The organism is Rathayibacter sp. AC182 (assembly GCF_979253875.1).
In genome coordinates this window covers 305,207-320,249 of the sequence record NZ_CEEDEK010000002.1, presented here as the reverse complement: position 1 = coordinate 320,249, position 15,043 = coordinate 305,207, and the positions used below count along the sequence as shown (strand labels likewise).

The window sequence follows — 15,043 nt, the reverse complement described above, 5'->3', positions numbered from 1 at the left end:
CGAACGCGCGAACCCCCTCGGTACTCGCAGAGGGCACGATCGACCGGACGCTCAACTGCAAGAGAAGCAGGAGGACGCCCTTCACGATGGATGGCCGTGATTATCGGGACGATCCCTCGGACAGATTCCGCTCGTTACGCGGTTCCTCGGGATGCAATGCCCACTGCCAGCACCCTTGAAGTCGACGGCCAGCATGTGGGCGCGCCACGGCGAGTGCGCCTCCTTCTCGACCAGTTCGGCCGCCTCGGGCCTTGCGCGGGGTCGCTGCAGAGCACGAGGACGCTCGGGCCTGCACCCGAGACGACGGCGGCGTAGCCGTGCGAGCGGAGGAGCGCGATGAGCTCGGACGTCTGCGGCATCGCGGCGGCGCGGTAGTTCTGGTGCAGCTTGTCCTCGGTGGCCGCGAACAGCAGCTCGGGGCTCTGGATCAGCGCGGCGATCAGGAGCGACGAGCGCGACACGTTGAAGACCGCGTCCTCGTGCGGCACGCTCTGCGGCTGCAGGCTGCGGGCGAGCCGGGTCGACATCTGGTGCTCGGGCACGAAGACGACGGGCGACACTCCGCGGTGCACCATGAGTCGCTTCGAGCGCGGCCGCAGCGGGGCGTCGTCCGCGCCCGAGGGCTCGACCCACGCGATCGTCGAGACCGCCGAAGAGGGCGGGCGCGACGTTGTCGGGGTGCCCCTCCATCTCGGTCGCGATGCGGAGGAGGTCGTCGGCGTCGAGCTCGACGACACCGTCGAGCAGGCCCTTGGCGGCCATGATGCCCGAGACGATCGCGGCGCCCGAGGCCCATCCCGCGACCGTGCGGGATGATGTCCCGCGCCGTCACGTCGATGCCGGGCATCTCCTGCTGCTGGTCCTTGAACGTGTAGGCGATCGCCTGCACCACGAGGTTCGTCTCGTCGGTCGGGACCTCCCCCTCGCCGACACCGTGGACAGTCACCCGTGCGCCGGTGGCGGAGACCGCCGTCACGTCGAGCTCGTCGTACGCGACGAGCGCCAGCCCGAGCGTGTCGAAGCCCGGCCCCAGGTTCGCGGAGGTCGCCGGGACCTTGACGTGGACGGTGCGGCCGACGGGAACCGCCGAGGTCATGCGCCGGCCAGCCCCAGCACGTCCGCGATCGCGGCGGTGTCCACCGGCACGACGGTCGGGGTGATGTCGGAGCCGTCGGCGGTGCGGAGGGCCCACTGCGGGTCCTTGAGTCCGTGGCCCGTGACGGTGAGGACGACGGTCGCGTCCTTCGGGATCGCTCCGGCCTCGGCGCGCTCGAGGAGGCCCGCGACGCTGATGGCGGAGGCCGGCTCGACGAAGATCCCGACCTCGCCCGCGAGCAGGCGGTAGGCCTCGAGGATCTTCTCGTCGCTGATGGCGCCGAAGTAGCCGTCGCTGACGCTGCGCGCGTTCAGCGCGAGCTCCACGAGGCCGGGTTGCCGATGCGGATCGCGCTGGCGATGGTCTCGGGGTGGCGCGCAGGCGCGCCGTGCACGATCGGCGCGGAGCCCTCGGCCTGGAAGCCGAACATGCGGGGCAGCTTCGTCGCCTCGCCGCGCTCGAGCTCCTCGGGGTAGCCGCGGAAGTACGCGGTGTAGTTGCCGGCGTTGCCGACGGGGACGATGTGAAGTCAGGCGCGTCGCCCAGGACCTCGACGACCTCGTACGCGGCGGTCTTCTGACCGGCGATGCGGTCGGGGTTCACCGAGTTGACCAGGTGCACGGGGTAGTTCTTCGCGAGGTCGCGCGCGATGTCGAGGCAGTCGTCGAAGTTGCCCTGCACCTGGAGCAGCTGCGCGTTGTGCGCGATCGCCTGGCTGAGCTTGCCGAGCGCGATCTTGCCCTCGGGCACGAGCACCGCGGCGGTGATGCCGGCATGGGTCGCGTACGCGGCCGCGGACGCGGACGTGTTGCCGGTCGAGGCGCAGATGACAGCCTTCGCACCGTGCTCGACGGCCTTCGAGATCGCCATGGTCATGCCGCGGTCGCGGCTGAGGCCGGTGGGGTTCATGCCCTCGTACTTGACCCAGACCTTCGCGCCCGTGCGAGCCGAGAAGCCGCTGCCGGGATGAGGGGCGTGCCGCCCTCGCCGAGCGTGATGACGGGGGTCGCCTCGGTCACATCGAGGCGGTCCGCGTACTCGTGCAGGACTCCGCGCCACTGCTTCGCCATCTCAGGCTCCTTCAACTCGTAGAACTGACGTCACGGCGCCGACGAACCCGTGGGACTGCAGCGCGGTGACGGTGGCCGCGAGATCGGACTCTGCCGCCGCGTGCGTGCCGATGACCAGGGTAGCGGTCGGCTCGATGCGCTCCGCACCGGCCGGCGCCTCCTCGAGCGGATCGCTCGTGGGCGGGGTCTGCACGAGGGTCTCGACCGACACTCCGTGGTCGGCGAACACGCCGGCGATCTGGGCGAGCACTCCGGGGCGATCGAGCACCTCGAGCGTCACCTGGTAGCGCGTCGTGACGTGCCCGATGGGGAGGACGGGCGGCCCGGGCTCGCACTCGTGACCAACCCCGGGCCGCCGACGACGTGGCGGCGCGCGGCCGAGACGACGTCGCCGAGGACGGCCGAGGCGGTCTCGATGCCGCCGGCTCCGGCTCCGTAGAACATCAGGCTGCCCGCGGCCTCGGCCTCGACGAAGACGGCGTTGTTCGCGCCGTGGACGGCGGCGAGGGGTGCGAGCGGTGCACGAGCGCCGGGTAGACCCGGGCCGAGACGCCCTCCTCCCCCGTCTTCGCATCGATGAGGCGCTCGCAGATGGCGAGCAGCTCGACGACGTAGCCGGAGTCGCGGGCCTGATCGACCTGCTGCTTCGTGATGCCGGTGATGCCCTCGCGGTGCACCATCGTGACCGGCACGTCGGTGTGGAAGGCGAGGCGCGCGAGGATCGCCGCCTTCTGCGCGGCGTCGTAGCCCTCGATGTCGGCCGTGGGGTCGGCCTCCGCGTAGCCGAGCTCGGTGGCGCGCGCCAGCGACTCCTCGAGCGTGGCGTGCTCGGTGTCCATCCGGTCGAGGATGTAGTTCGTCGTGCCGTTGACGATGCCGAGGATGCGGTGGACGCGGTCTCCGGCCAGGCTGTCGCGCAGCGGGCGGATGATCGGGATCGCTCCGCCGACGGCCGCCTCGTAGTTGAGCTGCGCCCCCACCTGGTCGGCCGCCTCGAAGAGCTCGTTGCCGTGCGCGGCGAGCAGCGCCTTGTTGGCGGTGATGACGTCGGCTCCGGACGAGATCGCCTTGAGGATGTAGCTGCGCGCGGGCTCGGGCCGCCCATCAGCTCGACGACGATGTCGGCGCCGAGGATCAGCGCTTCGGCGTCGGTCGTCAGGTACTCGCGCGGGATGTCGGCGGTGCGGGGTGCGTCGAGGTCGCGCACGGCCACTCGGCGAGCTCCAGCGGAGCGCCCACGCGCTGGGCGAGCTCGTCGCCGTGGTCGAGAGGAGGCGCGCGACCTGGGCACCGACGGACCCGGCACCCAGGAGGGCGACCCGCAGGCTGCGGTCACTCGATCATCGGGTGGTGGCCTTTCGTTCGATGCCGGCATCGCGGCGGAGGAGGTCCTCCTCGGTCTCGCCGCGCACGATGACGCGGGCCTCCCCGTCGCGCACGGCGACGACGGGAGGGCGGCCGAGGTAGTTGTAGTTGCTCGGAGCGACCAGCGGTAGGCACCGGTCGCGGCGACGGCGAGCAGGTCGCCGGGGTGCACGTCGGCCGGCAGGTACTCGTCGTGCACGACGATGTCGCCCGACTCGCAGTGCTTGCCTGCCACGCGCACGAGCGCGGGCTCCGCGTCGGAGGCGCGGTTCGCGACGCGGGCGGAGTAGTCGGCGCCGTAGAGCGCGGGGCGGGCGTTGTCGCTCATCCCGCCGTCGATGCTGACGTAGCGGCGGACGCTCGTGGAGTGCTCGCCGCCGACGACGACGTCCTTGATGGTGCCGACCTCGTAGAGGGTGAGGCCGGCGGGGCCGATCAGCGAGCGGCCGGGCTCGATCGCGATGTGCGGCACGGGGATCCCGCGGGTGGCGCACTGCTCGGCCACCGCATCGGCGATGGCGGCGGCGATCTCCTCGATGGGGGTGGGGTCGTCGGCGCTCGTGTAGGCGATGCCGAAACCGCCGCCCAGATTCAGCTCCGGCACGGGACCGTCGGCGAGCAGCGCCGCGTGCACCTCGAGGAGCCGCGAGGCCGACTCCGCGAACCCGGCGGAGCCGAAGATCTGCGAGCCGATGTGGCAGTGCAGGCCCAGGAAGCGCAGGCTCGCGTGGGCGCGGATCCGGGCGACGACGGCGGGGCAGTCGGCGAGCGAGACGCCTGAACTTCTGGTCCTCATGCGCGGTGGCGAGGAACTCGTGGGTGTGCGCGTGCACGCCGCTGTTCACCCGGAGGCGCACGTTCTGCACGCGGCCGTGCCGCTCCGCCGCCGCAGCGATGCGCTCGATCTCGATGAGGCTGTCGATGACGATCGTGCCGATGCCCGCCGCGACCACGCGGTCGATGTCGGCGACGGACTTGTTGTTCCCGTGCAGACCCATGCGGGCGGGGTCGACACCCGCGGCCTGGGCGACGGCGAACTCGCCGACGCTGCAGGCGTCGATGTTCAGGCCCTCCTCGCGCATCCAGCGCGCGACCTCGGTCGAGAGGAAGGCCTTGCCCGCGTAGTAGACCGTGACATCGGTGCCGATGCGGCCGAGCTCGCGCTCGAAGGCCTCGCGCGTCCGCACCGCTCGACGGCGGGCGTCGGCCTCGTCGACGACGTAGAGGGGCGTGCCGAACTCCTCGGCGAGCCGATCGGCCGTGACTCCCGCGACCTCGAGGACACCGTCGGAGCGGCGCCGCGCGTTGTCGGACCAGACCGCCGGCGCGAGCGCATTCGCATCGTCCGGCTGCTCGAGCCACTCGGGCGCGAGCGGATGACGCGGGGCACGGACGTGCGCGTCGTCGTTTTCCACGGGTGAGACCTCACAGGAGAGAGTGGGAGCGTCACTGCGTGGCGAGCGAGTCCGGATTGACCCCTGAAGCCAGCAAGTTCGTTGAGTGCTGTCGGTGTTCGCCCGCAGGAGACGCGGGCACAGGGCTCCGATCCTACCGGGCGGGTGCGCCCGCCCGAGTGCGACCGAGCCGTCCGCTCAGGGGCAGACGCCGTTCTCCTGCTGCTCCGGGTCGCTGAGGAAGGTCGGAGCGAGCGCGAAGTCGGCGTTCAGCGACTCCGCAGCGACCTGCACGCCCGTGAGGGTGAGCCCCTGCGGCACGGAGTCGGCGATGCAGACGGAGCGAGGACCGAGGAGGCCGTCGGCCACTCCCCGAAACGCTGCTCGACATCGGCGGCGGTCAGCGTGGTGCCCGCGACGGTCACCTCGGACGGAGTGAGCTCGATCGCCCCGTCCGCCACGCCGAGCTCGATGCCCACTCCGGCCGCCAGCGAGAGTCCGAGCACCTCGACCGAGGTGTTCACCCGCACGAGCGGTGCATCGAGGGTCACGGAATCGATCGGCACCTCGCTGCGCGCGGAGACGAGGGAGGTGACGGAGGCGGCATCGAGCGCGACGGTCGCGGTGCCGGAATCGAGCGCACCGGTGCCGCTCGCGGGCACACCCTCGAGGGTCACGTCGATGTCCCCGTTCAGCTCGCCGAAGGCGACGCCGTCGCTGCGGACGTCGAGGCGGTCGAGCGTTCCGGGACGAGCTGCGGCAGCACCGCCCATCCGGCGACGTCGACCTCGACCGGGTGGTCGGCCGGCAGCGACAGCGCATCGCGGATGCTCGCCGCCGCGGTGTCGGCGACCGCGCGGCGGGCGAGCGCGTCGCCCAGCGACCGCCGCGACGACGAAGCAGCATGTAGCACGACGGCCACGACGACGACCGGTGATGAGTCCCCGACGTCGTCGGCGGGAGCTCTCCGAGGCGCTCACATGCGGTCCGGAGCGGTGACGCCCAGGGCGAGCCCGTTGCGCAGGACCTGGCCCGTGGCCTCGTTCAGGCGCAGCCGCGTGGAGTGCACGGCCTCGATCGGGTCCTCGCCCTGGGGCACCACGCGGCAGTTGTCGTACCAGCGGTGGTAGAGCCCGGCGATCTCCTCGAGGTAGCGGGCGATGCGGTGGGGTTCGCGCAGCTCTGCGGCGTGCGCGACGATGCGCGGGAACTCCTGCAGGCCGCCGAGCAGGGCCGACTCGGTCGCGTGCACCAGCGTCTCGGGAGAGAAGGGCTCGCGCGGCACTCCGGACGCCTCCGCCTTGGCGGCTACCTGGCGGGTGCGCGCGTGGGCGTACTGCACGTAGTAGACGGGGTTGTCATTGCTCCGCTTGGTCAGCAGATCGAGGTCGATGTCGAGCGTCGAGTCGGCGGAGGAGCGCACGAGCGAGTAGCGCGCGGCGTCGACGCCGACGGCCTCGACCAGGTCCTCCATCGTGACGACGGTGCCCGCGCGCTTGGACATCCCGCATCGCCTGCCCCTCGCGCAGCAGGTTGACGAGCTGGCCGATCAGGATCTCGAGGTTGACGCCCGGAGTGTCACCGAAGGCCGCGCACATCGCCATCATGCGGCCGATGTAGCCGTGGTGGTCGGCGCCGAGCATGATGATGGCCCGGTCGTAGCCCGCGCTCGCGCTTGTCGAGGTAGTAGGCAAGGTCGCCAGCGATGTAGGCCGCCTCGCCGTCGCTCTTGATGATGACCCGGTCGCGGTCGTCGCCGAAGTCCGTGGTGCGCAGCCACGTCGCTCCGTCGGCCTCGTAGATGTGGCCGAGGCCGCGCAGCCGCTCGATCGCGCGCTCGACGGCGCGCGACTCGTGCAGGGAGTTCTCGTGGAAGTAGACGTCGAAGTCGACGCCGAACTCGTGCAGGCTCTGCTTGATCTCGCCGAACATCAGCTCGACGCCGATGGAGCGGAACGTCTCGTGCAGCTCCTCCTCGGGCAGGACCGAGGTCGCCCGGGTAGGCGGCGACCACGCGGTCGGCGATGTCCCGCGATGTACGCGCCGCCGTAGCCGTCCTCGGGGGTGGGCTCTCCGCGGTGCGCGGCGAGGAGGCTGCGGGTGAAGCGGTCGATCTGCGCGCCGTGGTCGTTGAAGTAGTACTCGCGGGTCACCTCGGCGCCCTGCGCGAGCAGGACGCGGGCCAGGCTGTCGCCGACCGCGGCCCAGCGGGTGCCGCCGATGTGGATCGGGCCGGTGGGGTTCGCCGAGACGAACTCGAGGTTCATCTTCACGCCGGAGTAGAGGGAGCCGGTGCCGTAGGACTCCGCGGCGTCGACGATGACGCCGGCGAGGGCGCCGGCCGCAGCGGCGTCGAGCCGCACGTTGAGGAAGCCCGGTCCGGCGACCTCGACGGTGGCGACGCCGTCGACGGCTCCGAGCCCCTCGGCGAGCTCGGCGGCAGCTCGCGCGGGTTCGCTCCGAGCTTCTTCGCGAGCTTCATCGCGATGTTCGACGCCCAGTCGCCGTGGTCGCGGTTCTTCGGGCGCTCGAGGACGACGTCCGAGAGGGCGACCTCGGCGTCGCTCCCTCGTCGCTGCACGGCGTCGAGGACGAGGGCGTGCAGGGAGGCGGCGAGCTGTTCGGGAGTCACGGGGGTCGATTCTACCGGCCGGGTCCCGGGCCGACGGGGCGCCCCCGGCCCCGCCCGGCGAGCGCTTGCTAGGGTGCGACCCATGCGCCGCCCCGCCGCCCTCCTCCTCGCCGCCGCCGTCGGCGTCCTGGCGGGCTGCTCGGGAGCGCCCGAGCCCGCGCCGAGCGCCTCGACCGCGATCAGCGGCACTCCGGTCCCCCTGACCTGCGAGGAGCTCGTTCCCTCCTCGGCCCGCACCGGTCTCTGGTCAGGATTCGCGCCCGACGACTCCGTCGAGCGGACGGACGTCTCGACCGAGATCGCGGGCTACGACGGTCTGGTCTGCGGATGGTCCGACGATGCGGGGCCGCCTTCCAGCTGGCCGTGGCGCACCTCGACGCCTCGCTCGTCGAAGCGCTCAAGAACGAGTTCTTCCGCACGAGCAACGGCCGTCCCGACCTACGGCAAGCCGCCCGCTGTCGAGGGCTACTACGAAGTCGCGTCCGGCCGCGGAGTGGCGGACGTGCTGCTCGACGAGCACTGGATCGAGGCCTCGAGCGCCTCGTTCATCGAGCCGGGCGATCCAGGAGCCGCTCGTCCGCGCGGCGGTCGCCGCGCTCGCCGGCTGAGCTCAGCCCAGCCGGACGGGCGAGACGTGGTCGTCCTCGACGATCACGTCGCACTCGGCGTCGACGCTCCATCGCCGTGAGGGAGGGTCGGTGAGGTAGCTGCTGAGGAACGCGGTGTCGGCCGTGTCGCGGCCCGACGAGATCCGGAGCATCGAGCCGCGCGGAGCGAGCCGCGTCGCGTCGATCACGTGCCAGGCGCCGCCGACCCAGGCCTCGGTGACGGCGTGGAAGTCGCGCGGCTCGGGCCGGGAGCGTAGACGGCGGTGACGCGCGCCGGGATGTCGAGGGCACGAAGCAGCCCCGCGCAGGTGTGCGCGAAGTCGCGGCACACGCCCTGACCGCTCTCGATCACCTGGGCCGCTCCCCGGTGGCCACCGTCGAGCCGTAGACGTAGGAGAGGTGCCCGTTGACCCACGCCTCGACCGCGGTGAGCGCGTCGAAGCCTTTGGCCCGCCCGAACTCGCGCCGCGCGACGCCGCCGAGCGCATCGGCCTCGGCGTAGCGGCTGGGCCGCAGGTACTCGACCAGCTCGAGCTCGCTCGGCTCGTCGGGGGCGCCCCGGCCGGTCACGCTCGCGCGGTACGCGACCCGCATCTCGCCCTTGTTCGCCTCGACCCGGTGCACGCGGGCGCCGTGCCGCCCAGGGAACTCGCGGACGGGAAGCTCCTCGCCGTCGAGGCGGACCGAGAAGGAGTCGTCGAACGACTCGCCCGTCGCCGTCGCGGCGGCGGAAGATCAGGTCGGTCGGCCCGTTCAGAGCGCAGGTCCATCGAGGCGGAGACGGTGCGCAGCATGGCTCCATCGTGGCACGTCGTGCGGCACGTTCCGGCGTCGGATCGGCCCACGCCCGGGTGCTAATGTGGTCAGGCACTCTGGCCCCCATAGCTCAGGGGATAGAGCACTGCCCTCCGGAGGCAGGGGGCGTAGGTTCGAATCCTACTGGGGGCACCACTACGCCACGAACAGATGGCAGCGCTGGGCCCGAGTGACATCTCCGTGCTTGCGGTGCAGTGTGAGGTCGCTTCGCATGACCTCCAGCAATGAGCTGCTTGATGCAGGGAGAGCTCATTGCTTGTCTAATTCATCATTGGTGCGGTCGAGGAAGCGTGCGAGAACCGTGCATAGACGCGGTGTGGGGCGGGCAGACCGTTCTCGGACTTCGCCTAGCTGGAGACCCGGATAGCGAAAGCGCCATGACACGCAGAGGTCTACGAGCTCAGGCGCTTTCTCGCCATCCCATGTTTCACCTGCCCACGAAACGACCCGCAGAGATCGGCGGCCGCGGCTGCGTTCGCCTGAAGCACGCCAAGGAGCGGATCGCAGCGAAGCAGAGCACTAGAGGTGCTAGGAGTAGCCAGACGACGCCGGACAAGGCGACACGAGCCCAAATAGAAAGATTGATGCGCATTATTGTCCCGCCTTCGGGTGACGGCAATGAGTACTGTGGTGAATGTATCAGGGGCGCCTCGCAAGGGACAGAGCTGTCGCGACCTGCTGTCCGTCAGGCGCGACCCGAAACAAACAGCGACTTCTGGGAAAACATCAGATGCGTCCTCAGGAACCGCCGTTCCTGGAGAGCCGAGACCGTAGGGTGATCGGCGTGAAGATCCTTGTCGTGGAAGATGATCCGGCCATGGGCGAAGCTCTCGTGGGAGGCCTTGGCGACGCCGGCTACGAAGCCGTGCTCACCACGAACGGGGTGGACGCGCTCGTCGCGTTCACGAACGCCGAGTTCTCGGCGGCCATCGTCGATGTGATGCTGCCCGCGATGTCGGGCTTCGAGATCTGCCGCCGAATCCGTGAGCTCGGCCGGTCGACTCCGATCATGCTGCTCACCGCCCGGGACGCGATCGAGGACCGGGTGTTCGGCCTCGACGCAGGCGCCGACGACTACCTCACCAAGCCGTTCGCCTTCACGGAGCTCAACGCCCGGCTGCGCGCGCTGCTGCGTCGCAGCCCCTCGCTGATGTCGACGTCGATCGAGGTCGGCCGCATCACGGTCGACGGCTCGAGCATCAGGCGCACCGCCGACGGCAGCCGCATCCACGTCAGCCCGAAGGAGCTCGAGCTCCTGAAGCTCCTCATCACCCCGGTCGGGTCGGTCGTCACGCGCCAGCGCATCCTGTCCGAGATCTGGGGCGGCGGGGAGATCGTCGACAACAACATCGTCGACCAGTACGTCAGCTATCTGCGCAAGAAGCTGCCGACGGAGGAGACCGGAGTCGGCATCGTGACGGTGCGCGGCAAGGGCTACTTCCTCCGCCCGGTCGAGTAGCCGTGACCGCACCGGCGCAGCCCGCGGGCCTCGCCAGACCGCCCTCTCGATCCGTGCGCGCATCACGATCGGCAGCGTGGCGGTCGCCACGGTGCTCTTCGCTCTCGCGGCGCTCCTCTTCTACCAGGTCGTGTCGGGGATCGTGGAGCGCAGCGAGCGGACGATCCTGACCTCGATCGAGGACGAGATCCGCCGCGACATCTCAGCGGGGAACGTGCCCCGGGTGGAGGGCTCCTCCACCGGGCAGCTCTACCTCGCGCTCGATCCCGACGGGACGGTGAACGCGTCGACGATGCCCACCACCCTCGGCGACGCCGTCGTCGACGATCTGCGCGAGACGGGCGCTGACGCGACCGCCCGCTACACGAGCATCACGACGGGCAGCACGAGCTACCTCGTCCGCGTGGCCGCGGTCGACGACGACGGAGCGACGTGGTCGGTCGTCACCGCGCGCGACCAGGCCGCCTCGCAGCTGGTCCTCGACGACTTCGCGCACGTGCTCGTCTACGCCGCGATCTTCCTCGTCGTGACCTTCGGCCTCGCCTCGTGGATCCTGACCGGCACTGCACTGGCTCCGGTGCGGCGGATGCGCGCCCGGGCCGACGAGATCGCGGCCGACCCGGGTCAGGGTGATCAGCTGCCCGTCGTCGGCACGCGCGACGAGATCGACGAGCTGGCCGAGACGCTCAACGCGTTCCTGCAGAAGCAGACCGCCTCCCTCGCCCGCGAGAAGCAGATGGTGTCGGACGCGAGCCACGAGCTGCGGACGCCCCTGGCCGCGCTCTCGGCGCAGCTCGAGATCGCGCACCACCGCGTCGAGGACCCGGCGGCGGTCGATCGGGTGATCCTGGATGCGCGCAAGAGCGTCGACCGCCTCGTGCGCCTCGCCTCGGCGCTGCTCGACATCTCGCGGATCGAGAGCAGGTCGGTGCGGCCGACGTCCGCCTTCGCCGATCTCGTCGACGAGCTGGTCGGCGCGGTCGACCGCACCCGGCTGCTCGCCTCCGAGTCGGACGTCGAGATCGACTACGAGATCGACGAGCGGGAGCCCGCCCGCCTCTACGGAGTCGCGGCGCAGGACTTCGGGCGCGTGATCGACAACCTGGTCCGGAACGCGATCCAGGCGCTGCCCCGCGGCGGGATGGTCGTCGCAGCGCTCTCGCAGCAGGACGGACGGCTGCTCCTGTCGGTGGCGGACGACGGGCCGGGCATGCCGGACGAGTTCATCCCGGTGGCGTTCGACCGGTTCTCGCGGCCCGACGACTCCCGCACCCTCGCCTCGGGTGGCAGCGGCCTCGGGCTCGCCCTCGTCCACACGACGGTGCTGTCGGCGGGCGGCACGGCGGGTCTGCGGAACCGTCAGCCGCCACGGGCTGGTCGTGGAGATCGTGCTGCCGCCGGTGGGGTCGGCGGCGAAGTAGAGCGCCCCCTGCTGATCGAGTAGGCCCGCGGAGCGCTGCGAGTACGCAAGGCGCGGGGTCTCGATACGCCCTACGGGGCTACTCGACCAGCAAGGGGAAGACGGGCAGCACGCCTCCGCCCGCTGATCGAGTAGCCCGCACCGCGGGCGTGTCGAGATCCGCAGCCATCCGCAGACCCGGGGTCTCGACACGCCCCTGTGGGGCTACTCGACCAGCAGGGGGAAGAGGAGCTGCACGCCGCCCTCAGCTGATCGAGTGGCCCGCACCGCGGGCGTATCGAGATCCGCAGCACCACGAGACGCGGGGTCTCGATCGCCCCTGCGGGGCTACTCGACCAGCAAGGGGGAGGCGGGGGACGACGAACGCCCCCGGCCGGAGCCGGGGGCGTTCGAGGTGGATCAGCGTTGGTCGTCCTCGGGGCGGACGGGCACCGGGTCGCCGGCGTTGGCGGGTGGCGGCGCCCAGCTCGCCTGAGGCGCCTCGGCGGCGGCGCCCTGCCCGTCGAGCAGGTTGCGGCCGCGGTTCACGACCTCGGGGTCGGCGAGCACGGAGTAGCTGGTCGCGATGACCTGCATCGTCGACGTGAAATCGCGGCGCCGGCGGTTGACCGCGTACGACGCGAGACCGAACAGCATGCCGAAACCGGCGCCGAGCAGCACGGCCGCGATCAGGAACGAGAACTGCGTGGTCGGGGAGAAGATGATCAGGAGCAGGCCCAGGAAGATTCCGAACCAGGCTCCCGAGGCGGCTCCCGCCAGCGCCACGCGCCCCCAGGTGAGCTTGCCGGTGACGCGCTCGACGCTCTTGAGCTCGTTGCCGATGATCGCGAGCTGCTTCACCGGGAAGTCGGCACGGGCCAGCACGTCGACGGCGGCCTGCGCCTCCTGGTACGTGTCGAAGATCGCGAGGATCTCGCCGCGCGGGATGGTCGGGAAGACCGCCTTGCGGCCGTTGAACGGCGTCTGCTGAGTCACCCGCTCCAGACTGGCACAGGGTCTTGGAGGACTCTGGGCGGCGATGGTGAGCACGCCGAACGTCGGTCGGGAACGCTCGGCGGACATCCCGGTGGGCGGCACTAGGTTTGTAGCCGTGAGTTCCGCCAGAGTCTTCGTCGCGCGCTTGGTCGGATGCACCGTCTTCGACCCCGCCGGCGACCGCGTCGGCAAGGTCCGCGACGTGCTCCTGGTCTACCGCCAGAACGATCCGCCCCGCGTCGTCGGGCTCGTCGTCGAGATCCCCGGACGCCGCCGCGTGTTCGTGTCGATCGGACGCGTCACGAGCATCGGCAGCGGCCAGATCATCACCACCGGTCTGATCAACGTGCGCCGCTTCGAGCAGCGCGGCGGCGAGTCCCGCGTCATCGCCGAGCTGCTCGGCCGCCGCATGACGTTCGTCGACGGATCCGGCGACGCCGTCGTCGAGGATGTCGCGATCGAGGAGGTCGGACCCGGGGAGTGGCAGCTCGCGCAGCTGTTCGTCCGCCGTCCCAAGACGAGCCCTCCCCTTCGCCAAGGGCGCGACCGCGTTCGCCGGCTGGCGCGAGGTCCGCGAGACCGTCTCGGGCGAGGCGCAGTCGGCCGAGCAGTACGTCGCGAGCCTCGCCGAGCTCCAAGCCCGCCGACCTCGCGAGCACCCTGCTCGACCTGCCGACCCAGCGCATGCTCGAGGTCGCGGGCGAGCTCTCGGACGACCGGCTCGCGGACGTTCTCGAGGAGATGCCCGAGAGCGAGCAGGTCGAGATCCTCGGTCAGCTCGACGACGACCGCGCCGCCGACGTGCTCGACCAGATGCAGCCCGACGACGCGGCCGACCTGATCGCCCAGCTCTCGGACGAGCGCGGCGAGGCCCTCCTGGGCCTGATGGAGCCGGAGGAGGCGGACGACGTCCGCATGCTCCTCAGCTACGCACCCGAGTTCTGCCGGCGGCCTGATGACGACCGAGCCGATCATCGTGTCGTCCGAGGCGACCGTGGCCGAGGGCCTCGCCCTCATCCGCCGTCACGAGCTCGCTCCCGCCCTCGGAGCCGCGGTCTGCGTCACCCTGCCGCCGTACGAGCCGCCGACCGGCCGCTTCCTCGGCATGGTGCACTTCCAGCGGATGCTCCGCTACCCGCCGCACGAGCGCCTGGGCACCCTGCTCGATCAGAGCTTCGACCCGATCACGCCGGACACGTCCGCCGCCGAGAGTCGCCCGCATCCTCGCGAGCTACAACCTCGTGTCGGTGCCCGTGGTCGACGAGACGCACCGGCTGGTCGGCGTCGTCACCATCGACGACGTGCTCGACTACCTGCTCCCCGAGGACTGGCGCAGCCACGACGGCGACGACGAGCCCCGCTCACCGGTGAGCACGACCACGCGGGGCATCCCGCTGGTGCCGCCGCCCGCGAAGGCGGCGAACGGCGGACGACGACGAGGATGGAGGGGCGCGCGTGGCTAAGGACGCGAAGCAGGATCGGCGGCTCGACGCCCCGAAGGGACTCCGCACGCGCGTGCTGCCCCTGCGCAACCGCCAGAGCAGCGACCGCTTCGGGCGACTGACCGAGTCGTTCGCCCGCGGAATGGGAACCCCGTGGTTCCTGTTCGGCATGACGATCTTCTGCGTGTTCTGGCTCGTCTTCAACACCTACGGACCCGAGGACGCGCGCTTCGACTCGCAGGCCCTGGGCTTCACCGTGCTGACGCTGATCCTCTCGCTGCAGGCCTCCTACGCCGCTCCCCTGCTCCTGCTCGCGCAGAACCGGCAGGACGACCGCGACCGCGTGCAGATCGAGCAGGACCGCCAGCGCGCCGAGCGCAACCTGGCCGACACCGAGTACCTCGCCCGAGAGGTCGTGGCCCTGCGGCTCGCGATCCGCGACATGGCGAGCAAGGACTTCATCCGCTCGGAGCTGCGCAGCCTCGTCGAGGAGCTCGAGAAGGACCGGACGGAGACGAGCAGGTCCTCTTCGAGCGCGGCGATGTTCGGACCCGACTCCCCTCGGGAAGAGCGCGGTCCTCGCGTCGCTCGCGCGGGTCGTCCGATCCCGAGATCCGCAAGCCCATCACCGGGCTCGACATGGTCGAGTCCGTGACCTCGGCCGCGGACGGCTCGGTGGACGTCGCGATCCGGCTGACCATCGTGGGCTGCCCGGCGGCGTCCGCGATCGAGCGGGACGTGACGGAGGCGGTCGCCGGCACCCCCG

At 71.0% G+C, this 15,043-nt stretch carries 12 protein-coding genes, 1 tRNA gene and 7 pseudogenes; 7 read left to right on the top strand and 13 right to left on the bottom strand.

Annotated elements, in window-relative coordinates; translation table 11 throughout:
• Positions 1-81: 81 nt before the first annotated feature.
• The 10 genes and pseudogenes from thrB to AC0CII_RS02630 form a co-directional block, all read right to left on the bottom strand.
• A pseudogene (gene thrB / locus AC0CII_RS02675) lies at positions 82-1,096 on the bottom strand (homoserine kinase).
• Positions 1,093-2,166: pseudogene (gene thrC, locus AC0CII_RS02670) on the bottom strand (threonine synthase). Before thrC ends, thrB begins: the two co-directional pseudogenes overlap by 4 nt.
• Position 2,167: 1 nt before the next feature.
• Positions 2,168-3,491: pseudogene (locus AC0CII_RS02665) on the bottom strand (homoserine dehydrogenase).
• A 15-nt stretch (positions 3,492-3,506) separates the two neighbouring features.
• Positions 3,507-4,946, bottom strand: a pseudogene (gene lysA, locus AC0CII_RS02660) (diaminopimelate decarboxylase).
• A gap of 248 nt (positions 4,947-5,194) precedes the next feature.
• Positions 5,195-5,602 (bottom strand): hypothetical protein, encoded by a 408-nt coding sequence (locus AC0CII_RS02655; protein ID WP_465228584.1) that lies wholly within the window; start codon positions 5,600-5,602, stop codon positions 5,195-5,197.
• A 14-nt stretch (positions 5,603-5,616) separates the two neighbouring features.
• Complete coding sequence (locus AC0CII_RS02650; RefSeq protein ID WP_465228583.1) at positions 5,617-5,847, bottom strand: hypothetical protein; 231 nt, start codon at positions 5,845-5,847, stop codon at positions 5,617-5,619.
• 54 nt (positions 5,848-5,901) lie between these two features.
• Complete coding sequence (locus AC0CII_RS02645) at positions 5,902-6,429, bottom strand: DALR anticodon-binding domain-containing protein (RefSeq protein WP_465228582.1); 528 nt, start codon at positions 6,427-6,429, stop codon at positions 5,902-5,904.
• Positions 6,430-6,503: 74 nt separating this feature from the next.
• Positions 6,504-6,857, bottom strand: coding sequence for a hypothetical protein (locus AC0CII_RS02640; protein ID WP_465228581.1), 354 nt, complete (start codon positions 6,855-6,857; stop codon positions 6,504-6,506).
• Complete coding sequence (locus tag AC0CII_RS02635) at positions 6,857-7,288, bottom strand: hypothetical protein (RefSeq protein ID WP_465228623.1); 432 nt, start codon at positions 7,286-7,288, stop codon at positions 6,857-6,859. Before AC0CII_RS02635 ends, AC0CII_RS02640 begins: the two co-directional genes overlap by 1 nt.
• A gap of 51 nt (positions 7,289-7,339) precedes the next feature.
• A pseudogene (locus tag AC0CII_RS02630) lies at positions 7,340-7,641 on the bottom strand (hypothetical protein); the annotation flags it as partial.
• Between AC0CII_RS02630 and AC0CII_RS02625 the strand changes: the two are divergent.
• Positions 7,640-8,245, top strand: a complete 606-nt coding sequence (locus AC0CII_RS02625; protein WP_465228580.1) for a hypothetical protein — start codon at positions 7,640-7,642, stop codon at positions 8,243-8,245. The pseudogene AC0CII_RS02630 and the gene AC0CII_RS02625 sit on opposite strands and share 2 nt — an antisense overlap.
• A gap of 104 nt (positions 8,246-8,349) precedes the next feature.
• Here the strand turns inward: AC0CII_RS02625 and AC0CII_RS02620 are convergent, their stop codons facing one another.
• Entirely contained in the window at positions 8,350-8,496 is a 147-nt protein-coding gene (locus AC0CII_RS02620) for a transglutaminase domain-containing protein (protein WP_465228579.1), read from the bottom strand.
• Between the two features lie 17 nt (positions 8,497-8,513).
• Positions 8,514-8,789 carry a hypothetical protein gene (locus AC0CII_RS02615; protein WP_465228578.1) on the bottom strand — a complete coding sequence of 92 codons (276 nt, stop codon included), beginning with the start codon at positions 8,787-8,789 and terminating at the stop codon, positions 8,514-8,516.
• A gap of 251 nt (positions 8,790-9,040) precedes the next feature.
• Between AC0CII_RS02615 and AC0CII_RS02610 the strand changes: the two genes are divergently transcribed.
• From AC0CII_RS02610 to AC0CII_RS02600, 3 genes are all read left to right on the top strand, one after another.
• A tRNA-Arg gene (locus AC0CII_RS02610) sits at positions 9,041-9,116 on the top strand.
• Positions 9,117-9,765: 649 nt separating this feature from the next.
• A complete protein-coding gene (locus AC0CII_RS02605; protein ID WP_465228577.1) occupies positions 9,766-10,440 on the top strand; it encodes a response regulator transcription factor in 675 nt (224 codons plus the stop codon).
• A 76-nt stretch (positions 10,441-10,516) separates the two neighbouring features.
• Entirely contained in the window at positions 10,517-11,884 is a 1,368-nt protein-coding gene (locus AC0CII_RS02600; protein ID WP_465228576.1) for a sensor histidine kinase, read from the top strand.
• Positions 11,885-12,259: 375 nt separating this feature from the next.
• On the opposite strand, the gene AC0CII_RS02595 is transcribed toward AC0CII_RS02600, so the two are convergent.
• Positions 12,260-12,835 (bottom strand): YflT domain-containing protein, encoded by a 576-nt coding sequence (locus tag AC0CII_RS02595; protein ID WP_465225535.1) that lies wholly within the window; start codon positions 12,833-12,835, stop codon positions 12,260-12,262.
• Positions 12,836-12,950: 115 nt separating this feature from the next.
• On the opposite strand from AC0CII_RS02595, the pseudogene AC0CII_RS02590 reads away from it, so the two are divergent.
• From AC0CII_RS02590 to AC0CII_RS02580, 3 genes and pseudogenes are all read left to right on the top strand, one after another.
• Positions 12,951-14,298: pseudogene (locus AC0CII_RS02590) on the top strand (magnesium transporter MgtE N-terminal domain-containing protein).
• The gene (locus AC0CII_RS02585) at positions 14,291-14,932 is read left to right on the top strand and encodes a DUF1003 domain-containing protein (protein ID WP_465228575.1); all 642 of its coding nucleotides are present in this window, start codon (positions 14,291-14,293) and stop codon (positions 14,930-14,932) included. Before AC0CII_RS02590 ends, AC0CII_RS02585 begins: the two are co-directional and overlap by 8 nt.
• Positions 14,917-15,009, top strand: a pseudogene (locus AC0CII_RS02580) (hypothetical protein); the annotation flags it as partial. The gene AC0CII_RS02585 and the pseudogene AC0CII_RS02580, both read left to right, overlap by 16 nt.
• Positions 15,010-15,043: the final 34 nt, after the last annotated feature.